This is a genomic window from Achromobacter sp., from assembly GCF_036567245.1.
Taxonomy (GTDB): domain Bacteria; phylum Pseudomonadota; class Gammaproteobacteria; order Burkholderiales; family Burkholderiaceae_B; genus Achromobacter.
Genome location: NZ_DATCUY010000660.1, coordinates 1 through 8691 on the forward strand (window position 1 = coordinate 1; position 8691 = coordinate 8691).

The 8691-nt window shown below is 65.7% G+C and carries 9 protein-coding genes; 3 read left to right on the top strand and 6 right to left on the bottom strand.

Annotated elements, in window-relative coordinates; translation table 11 throughout:
- The 6 genes from VIR09_RS28165 to VIR09_RS28190 form a co-directional block, all read right to left on the bottom strand.
- Positions 1 to 303: MauE/DoxX family redox-associated membrane protein (locus VIR09_RS28165; RefSeq protein ID WP_332015861.1), on the bottom strand; the 303-nt coding region annotated here is incomplete at its 3' end.
- Positions 300 to 1490 carry an amine dehydrogenase large subunit gene (locus VIR09_RS28170; protein WP_332015862.1) on the bottom strand — a complete coding sequence of 397 codons (1191 nt, stop codon included), beginning with the start codon at positions 1488 to 1490 and terminating at the stop codon, positions 300 to 302. The genes VIR09_RS28165 and VIR09_RS28170, both read right to left, overlap by 4 nt.
- Before the next feature lie 32 nt (positions 1491 to 1522).
- A complete protein-coding gene (locus VIR09_RS28175) occupies positions 1523 to 2404 on the bottom strand; it encodes a transporter (RefSeq protein ID WP_332015863.1) in 882 nt (293 codons plus the stop codon).
- 69 nt (positions 2405 to 2473) lie between these two features.
- Entirely contained in the window at positions 2474 to 3985 is a 1512-nt protein-coding gene (styD, locus tag VIR09_RS28180; protein ID WP_332015864.1) for a phenylacetaldehyde dehydrogenase StyD, read from the bottom strand.
- A gap of 263 nt (positions 3986 to 4248) precedes the next feature.
- Positions 4249 to 5238, bottom strand: coding sequence for a quinone oxidoreductase (locus VIR09_RS28185; RefSeq protein ID WP_332015865.1), 990 nt, complete (start codon positions 5236 to 5238; stop codon positions 4249 to 4251).
- Positions 5239 to 5309: 71 nt separating this feature from the next.
- Positions 5310 to 6287: a DMT family transporter gene (locus VIR09_RS28190; RefSeq protein ID WP_332015866.1), complete on the bottom strand. Its 978-nt coding sequence runs from the start codon at positions 6285 to 6287 to the stop codon at positions 5310 to 5312.
- A 76-nt stretch (positions 6288 to 6363) separates the two neighbouring features.
- Between VIR09_RS28190 and VIR09_RS28195 the strand changes: the two genes are divergently transcribed.
- The 3 genes from VIR09_RS28195 to VIR09_RS28205 all read left to right on the top strand — a co-directional run.
- Positions 6364 to 7260 (top strand): DMT family transporter, encoded by an 897-nt coding sequence (locus VIR09_RS28195; RefSeq protein WP_332015867.1) that lies wholly within the window; start codon positions 6364 to 6366, stop codon positions 7258 to 7260.
- 33 nt (positions 7261 to 7293) lie between these two features.
- Positions 7294 to 7800 carry a MarR family transcriptional regulator gene (locus VIR09_RS28200; RefSeq protein ID WP_332015868.1) on the top strand — a complete coding sequence of 169 codons (507 nt, stop codon included), beginning with the start codon at positions 7294 to 7296 and terminating at the stop codon, positions 7798 to 7800.
- Positions 7801 to 7896: 96 nt separating this feature from the next.
- A partial coding sequence (locus VIR09_RS28205) for a TolC family protein (protein ID WP_332015869.1) occupies positions 7897 to 8691 on the top strand: 795 nt, incomplete at its 3' end.

Here is an 8691-nt window from a genome sequence, read left to right on the forward strand (position 1 = left end):
ATCGATGTCGCGATGTCCGCGCAGCAGGTTGAAGGCGAGCGCCAGCGTGGCCGCGGCCAGCACCAGCAGCGCCAGTTGCGCGCCCGCCGCCTGCCAGGACGGCGCAAGCAGCAAGACTCCCGCCAGCGCCTCGGTCAATGCATAGGTCCAGGCGAATGCGCCGCTCCATCCCGCAGGCAGGATCCGGTAGGCCGACACGACGGCGGCAAAGCCCGCCATGTCCTTCAGCTTCTCCAGCGCGCCCAGTAGCAGCACGCAGGCCAGCGCCGCGCTCGCGGCATACAGCAGCACGGGATCGTTCATCGTGCACCTCGCGGCTGCGGCTCGACCTGCAGCGCGGTTTCGCCCGCGGCCTGGATCGTGCCCTTGAGGACCGGCGCGACCGGGGCGGCGTCATAGACATTCACGTTGCCGCCGTCGATGGTGTACAGCCGCGGCTGGTCATCCTGCGATACCGACATCGCCAAGGCGTTCTGACCCGGCACGCGGGCTACCCGCTTGCGCGTGGCCAGGTCGTAGACCCAGATTTCGGCGGCCGGCGTCTTGTGCGTGCCCTCGGCCCCGTTCGGATGCATGCCCACGTACAACCGCTTGCTGGCCTGGTTCACGGCCAGCAGGTTGTAGCCGCCAGGACGCCAGCCCTGGTCCTTGCCCGATGCGTCCAGCAGCGACCAAGGCTTGCCGAACACAGCGTCCTTGCCGCTGAAATCGGCGCTGTAGACATTGCCGTTGTAGGACACGAAGTAGTAGGTATCGCCCAGGTTTTCCGTGTGCGTGAAGATGGGGTCCTTTTCCGGATCGAACATGGGCTGGCTGCGCTGTTGCCCGGCCGGCTTGCCGGCCGGGTCCAGGTCGACGGTAAGCAGCGCGCCGTCGCCGCAGATGCTGGCGAAGCTGCGCGGACGCGAAGGCAGCACGATGATGCTCCAGCAGCCCGCCGCCGCGGTCACCTCGTCCGCGAATTGGCGCGTCTTCAAGTCCACCACCGTGACGGAAGACGCGGGCGTGGCGTTCTGCACGAACAGCAGTTCTCCGTCTGTGCTCTGCCGCAGGTAGTTGCGGTAGTTCAGCGCCTGCGCGCGCTTCTGCGGGATCGGCACCTCGTACTTGGGCGTGAGCGTTTCAGCGTCCCAGGCCTCCACCACGTCGGTGCGCTTGCCGCGGTTCAGCCGCTCGTAATAGGTCGTCATGACGTAGATGTCCTTGCCGTCCGCCGACACGGCCATGTGGCCGTTGAACGAGGTGGGCACCAGACCCAGGAACTTCAGGGTGTCGCCGTCATAGATGTTGACCCGGCTGTCGACCAGGTGATTGAAGACGGCGTCCATCACATACAGCCGGTGCGGCGTGGCCGGCGGCAGGCGCGTGCCGCCCTTCAGTTCCTCTATGGGCAGGTCCGCCCGGGCTAGGCCCGCCGCGGCCGCCAGCGCGGCGCACAGCGCCCACCGTCCGGCCCGCGATGCGCATGATCTGACGCGTAGCGCGTTCATCGATAGTCTCCTGGTCTCATGATCCGGTTCCCCTAGAACGCATAGACGTAGCGCAACTGCACGCCACGCATCCGCGGTCCGTTCTCGACCTTCAGGTCGTGGATGTACTGCATCTGAATCTGGTTGGCGTCGTTGATCTGATGCGTCAGTTCGACGGCCAGCTGGTGATTGCGCGCCCGCGTGGCGACGGTCTCGCCGGACGAGGTTTCGCGCCCGCCCGTCTCATAGCGGTAGCGGATGCCGGTGTAGGTATCCGGCGTCAGGTTGGTCGAAGCCAGGGCGAAGAACCGGAACGACGGATCCTTCTTCAGCGTCTGCCCATGCCAGTCCGTATTGCGGCCGTAGATCTCCACTTCCGCGATGGCTTCGAGGTAGGTCGATTCGCCCAAGCCCTGCACAAAGGAGAAATCCTGGACGGTGGACCAGCGGTTCTTGCCCGGCGACACATCGGGACGCGAGCCGTCGTAGCGGCCCACCGGCGCCACGACGAACGGTTCCCAGGCGAACCAGGTCTTGGTCTGCGGGTTGTTGTACAGCCAGATCGCCGAACCGAGCGTCACGTCGCCGATACCGGTCTGGTGGTCGCCAGCCATGCCCGGCAGGTCCTGCGAGGTCCGAACCATCGGCACGATGAATTCGAGCTGCACCGTCTTGCCGTAGAAATCGCGATAGTGCATCTGCCGATAGACCAGCGTGTTCACGTCGACCGACCCGCCGTCCACGCGCTTGCCTTCGGCATACAGGCCCGAAGACCTCAGTCCGGCCATGTACCCGGCGATGATGTTGGTGCCCACCGGCGCGGGTATCCAATCGCGCGCGCTGGGGTCTCCCGCCCATGCCGCCTGCGACGCCCCCGCGCACGCCAGCAACAGCGCCGCGCGTCTCCGGGCCCGGCAATCTGTCTTGCCTGCCATGCACTTCCCCTTGGTTTCATGATGGCGCGGCCGCCGGTATGTCCCGGCTTGGACCGCGCGATCACTGTTCTAGTAAGCGATGCAAACCGATTTCCGCTCCAGGTACATCTCCAGCACGGCCCGGCCGTGCTCGCGGCCGATGCCGGATTGCTTGAATCCGCCGAAGGGCATGTTGGGATCCAGCATGTTGTGCGTGTTCACCCAGAGGGTTCCGGCGTCGATGCGCGGAATCAGGCTTTGCACCCGGCCCAGATCGTTGCTCCAGAGACTGGCGCCCAGGCCGTAGACGCTGTCGTTGGCCAGCCGCACGGCATCGTCCAGGGTGTCGAATGGCTGCGCCACCACGACGGGGCCGAAGATTTCCTCGCGGGCGATGCGCGCACCCTGCGGCACATCGGCAAAAACGGTGGGCTGCACGAAGTAGCCGGCGCCGCTGCCGCTGTCTCCTCCCGCCAGCACGCGTCCGCCCTCGCTGCGCCCGACGCCGATGTAATCCATGACGCGCTTCTGGTGGCGGGCCGATACCAGCGGGCCGACCTGCGTGGCAGGATCGAATCCCGAACCCAGCTTCATGCCGGCGGCCAGGTCTGCCAGTCCCTCCACGACCTTGGAGTACAAGCCTTTTTGCACATAGAGGCGCGAGCCTGCCGTGCACACCTGCCCCTGGTTGAAGAAAATGGCGGCAGCTGCCCCTTGCACGGCGCGGTCGACGTCGCAGTCATCCAGCACGATCACGGGCGACTTGCCGCCCAGTTCCAGCGATACCCGCTTCATGTCGTCCATCGCGGCACGGCCGATCAGCTTGCCGACTTCGGTCGATCCGGTGAATGCGATCTTGTCCACGCCGGGATGCTCGACCAGCGCGGCGCCAGCGGTCTCGCCGCGGCCGGTCACGACGTTGACCACGCCCGGCGGGAAACCCGCGTCCAATACCAATTCGGCCAGGCGCAGCGCGGTCAGCGGCGTTTCCTCGGCGGGCTTGAGCACCACGGTGCAGCCCGCGGCCAGGGCGGGCGCGATCTTCCAGATCGCCATCAGCAGCGGGAAATTCCATGGAATGATCGCCGCCACCACGCCCACGGCCTGCGGCAGGGTATAGGCGCTATACCGGACGCCGGGAGGAAACGGTATGGACAGCGACAGCGTGTCGCCGGTGATCTTGGTGGCCCAACCCGCCATGTAGCGCAGCCATTGCGCGCCCGAGCCGACTTCCAGGCCTTGCGCCACGCCCAGCAACTTGCCGTTGTTCAGGGTCTCCAGGCGGGCCAGTTCCGTGCCGTGCTGTTCGACCAGGTCGGCCAGCTTCAGCAACAGGCGTTCGCGTCCGGCGGGCAGCATGTCGCGCCACGGCCCGGATTCGAACGCCCGTCTGGCGGCCTGTACCGCCAGGTCCACCTGCTGCGGCCCGGCGTCGGGCTGATGGGCGATGACCTCGCCGGTGGCGGGATCATGGACGGCGATGGGCGCGCCCTGCCCTGCGCGCACCGGCTTGCCGTCGATGAACATGGATTCGCGGATGGCGCCCAGTTCCGGGCGATCAGAACCGGCGAGGCCGGCGGCGCTAGCGCTTGCTGAAGACATTCGAAGCTCCAACGAAATGGTTGAAGCCAGGATAGCAACGGCATTCCCGGAAGGCTTGTCGGACCGTGCATGGCGATTTGTCATTCTGCGCACGGCGGAACGGGCAAGGCCCCTGCGCCGCGCCCGCTCATGCGGGCTTGCTGTCCCCCGACAGGGCTTTCGCCCCAGGATGCCTCCTGGAAAAAAAGCCCGGCAACGCGCGCAGCGCGGTGCCGGGCCTGGCGCAGCAGCCCTCGCGGGCTCCACGCATCGCGTTTTCCGGATCAGTCCAGCATCAGCACCGTGGCGCCGGTGGTCTTGCGCCCGGCCAGCGCGGTCTGCGCCTCGCCGGCCTGCTCCAGCGTATAGCGCTGGTCGATGCGGACCTTGATCTTCTTCTTCAGGACCAGGTCGAACAGTTCCTCGGAAGCCGCTTGCAACTTGGCCAGCGTGTTCACATGCAGGCCCAGCGACGGACGCGTCACGTACAGGCAGCCCTTCTGGTTCAGCGTCGCCAGGTTGACGCCCGACACGGGGCCGGACGCGTTGCCGAAGCTCACCATCAGGCCGCGCGGCTCGATGCAGTCCAGCGAGGTTTCCCAGGTGTCCTTGCCCACGCCGTCATACACCACCGGCACCTTCTTGCCGCCGGTCAGTTCGAGCACGCGCTCGGCCACGTTTTCGCGCGAGTAGTCGATGGTTTCCCAAGCGCCGTTGGCGCGGGCCAGCTCGGCCTTCTCGGGGCTGGAGACGGTGCCGATCAGCTTCACGCCCAGGGCCTTGGCCCATTGGCATGCGATCAGGCCCACGCCGCCGGCGGCCGCGTGGAACAGAATGGTCTCGTTGCCTTGCAGTCGGTAGGTCTGGCGGAACAGGTACTGCACCGTCAGGCCCTTGAGCATCAGGGCTGCGGCTTCGTCGAAGCCGATGCCCTTGGGCACCTTGACGACCTGCGCGGCCGGCACGTTGCGCGCCTTGGCGTAGGCGCCGATCGGGCTCTGGCCGTAGGCGACGCGATCGCCCTTCTTCAGATGCGTGACTTCGGCGCCGACGGCGGTCACCACACCCGCGCCCTCGAAGCCCAGACCATGCGGCAGCGGATGGGGATACAAGCCCGTGCGGAAATAGATATCGATGAAGTTCAAGCCGGCGGCGTGCTGCTCGATCGTGACTTCATTGGCGGCGGGCGGAGGCACTTCGACCTCGACCAGCTTCAGGACTTCAGGACCACCGTGCTGCTCGATACGAATTGCCTTGACGAGATTGCTGGCCATGCTGGCCTCCTTTCATTGGAAAAAATGCTAACGAGGGCCTGTCTGCGGCCCTTGAACAAGAAAAACCAGATTCAACGCGATGGCCGGACCTCGCCCTGCCTGGCGGACGCCAGCCTGCCGGCCCCGCCCCCCATCAGCGCGAATACGCCAGCCAATACCAACGCGGTCCCCGCCATCTGCCACACCGTGATGGGCTCTTGCAGGAACCACGACGCCAGAAACAGCACCGATACCGGCCCCATCATGCCCAACAGCGATGCGGTGGGTGCGCCGATCAGCGCTACCGCCCACATCAGCATGAACACCGGCACCACCGTATTCAGCGTGGCGTGGATCACAGAATAACCATAGACCCCGGCCGGCTGGATCAGCATGGCCGGGGGATGCACGACAAAGAACTGGATGATGCAGGCCACGCAGGACACCAGCATGGCATACGCCACCAGACGCGTCGCGCCCAAGCGCTTGACCAGTTCTCCCGAACAGATCAGGTACACAGAATAGCTTGCGGCCGATCCGAAAACGAACAAAGACCCTAACAGCACCTCGCCGCCGCCAAAGGACAGGTCATGGGCGAACACCAGCACCACCCCGGCGTAGGACAGCGCCATGGCCAGCCACTGGCGGCGCTCGACCGGACGCTTGAACCAGAACGCGGACAGCAGCACCACCAGCGAAGGCGACAGAAACAGAATCAGGCGCTCCAGGCTGGCGGTGATGTATCGCAGCCCCAGAAAGTCCAGGAAACTGGACAGGTAGTAGCCCAGCAGGCCCAGCACGCAGACCTGCGCGCGTTCCTTCCAGGTCATGACGGGGATTTCGCCGCGCGCCGCGCGGCGCGACTGATGCCAGGCCACCACGGCGAAAAACGGCATGGCGAACAGCATGCGGAAGGCGATGAGGGTGACCGCGTCGATGCCGTAGCGGTAGGTGAACTTCACCACGATGGCCTTGGCCGAAAACAGGACCGCGCCCAGGGTCGCCAGCAAGAAGCCGGCAGCGCGGCTGGAAGGACGGAAGGACGGCAAAAGCTTGGCAAGGCGATTCATGCGATGATTTTAAGTTCAGTGCAAAAACACCGCACGCCTTTGCCTGCGCTTTCCTGGCCATATTCCTGTCTTACGCATGACCCGACACCGCGCCCTTACCTACATCCATGTTGCCGCCGTCCTATTCGGCCTGACCGGCGTGTTCGGCGAACTGATCCAGGCCAGCGCCGCCCTGATCACGCTGGGCCGAGCCATATTCGCCGTGCTCGCCCTGGGGCTGTTCGCCCGCATGCGCCGCAAGCCGCTGCTCGGCGCCCTGACGCCCGCGCAGCTGTTCGTGCTGGTGGTGTCGGGCGCCCTGCTGGCGGGACACTGGGTCACTTTCTTCATCGCCGTGAAGGTAGGCGGCATCGCCATCGCCACGCTGGGCTTCGCCAGCTTCCCCGCCTTCATCACCTTGTTCGAGGGTCTGCTGTTCCGTGAACGCATCCGCCCCACCGAATGGCTGCTGCTGGGCCTGGTGACCGCCGGACTGGTGCTGGTCACGCCGTCGTTCGACCTGGCCGACCAGGGCACCATCGGTCTCGCCTGGGGCCTGTTGTCGGGACTGAGCTTCGCGCTGCTGGCCTTGAGCAACCGCCGTTCAGCCTCGGGCATGGACCCGATGCAGGTAGCGTGCTGGCAAAACCTGGTGGTGGCGCTGGTGATGCTGCCCTTCGCCGTGTCCCAACTGCCTGCGCTGCCTGCGCTGGACTGGTTCTGGCTGGCGCTGCTGGGTATCTTCTGCACGGGCTTGTCGCACTACCTGTTCGTGTCCAGCCTGACACGGCTGAACGCCCGCAGTGCCGGGCTGGTCATCGCGCTGGAACCCGTCTACGCCATCGGCTTCGCCTGGGTCCTGTTCAGCCAGGAGCCCACGCCCCGCATGATGGCCGGCGCCGCCCTGATCGTGGCCGCCATCGTCTGGTCGGGCCTGCGCAAGCAGGCGCCAGCGGCTGCGCAGCCTGACCGGCCGGCAAAGATGCAGCCTTGACAATAACTGACTAGGCAGTAAAATTCGGCGTATATGACTGCTGCGCCTCCCCCTACTCCGTCCGACGGCCCCGTCCATTACCGTGCAGAAGCCAGCTGCGTGATGGATGAAAACGCCGGTTTCCTGATCAAACTGGTCTCCAATTCCCTGAACCGGATGCTCGACCAGGAAATGGCCCCACTGGAACTCACGGCGATGCAATGGCGTCCCGTCCTTCTGGTTTTCCAGGGCCGCGCCGATACCCCCGCGGAGTTGGCCAGACTCACTGGCATGGACACGGGCGCCATGACCCGTGCGTTGGACCGGTTGGAAGCCAAGGGCCTGCTGCGCCGCAATCGGTGTCAGACGGACCGCCGGGTCGTCAAGATCGAACTTACCGAGATCGGCGAGGCCAAGGCGCGCGCGATCCCACCCAATATCGCGAGGGTACTGAACTACCACCTGCGCGGGTTCTCCAGCGACGAAGTCGCGCAGCTCAAGCACCTGCTGCGCCGGATGATCGCCAACGGTTCCGCCTCGTCAGCTCCCCAAAACCGTTAAGGGCCGCCAACGAACCCCGATTTGCGGGGTTTTATTTGGCATAATAATTGCCTAGGCAAATACAGATTAATCAACTACTTTCAGCAAACAGTCAGGATGAAACGCCTTCTCACTACCGTATTGGTGCTGGCCCTGAGCGGTTGCGCATTGATGGAATCCGGCTCCGAGCCCGTGGCGACGCTGGACGGAGCCAAGCTGGGACTGACCAGCCAGGACACCGCCTGGCCTGACACCCAATGGTGGCAGCGCTACGGCGACCCGCAGCTCAATGCCCTGCTGGACGAGGGCTTGGCCAACAACCCCTCGATGAGCGCCGCGCAGGCCCGCCTGGCCAAGGCCAACGCCGCCGTCGGCATCGCGCGCGCGCCGCTGCTGCCCCGGGTGGACGCCAACTACACGCTGACCCGCGAGCACCTGTCGAAGGATTACATCTACCCGTCGCCCATGGGCGGCTCGGTCGTCAGCGACAACCGGCTGGCGCTGGACTTCAGCTATGAGCTGGACTTCTGGGGCAAGAACCGCTCGCGCCTGCAGGCTGCCGTGTCACAACAGGCCGCCGCCGCGGCCGACGCCCAGGCAGCGCGCAATCTGCTGGCGGGCGCAATGGTCCGCGCCTATCTCAACCTGCAAAACGCCTTTGCCCAGCGCGACGTGCTCAACCGCGTGCTGGCCCAGCGCGCCGAGGTGCTGTCGCTGACCCAGGGCCGCTACACGGCCGGGCTGGACACGCAGGTGGAAGTCAAGCAGGCGGAATCGTCGCTGGCCGCCGGCAAGGTGGAACTGACCCAGACCGACACCACGCTGGCGCAGTTGCGCAATCAGGTGGCGGCGCTGGCCGGCGCCGGTCCGCAACGCGGGCAATCCTTGCAGCCGGTGGCGCTGACCGCCCCC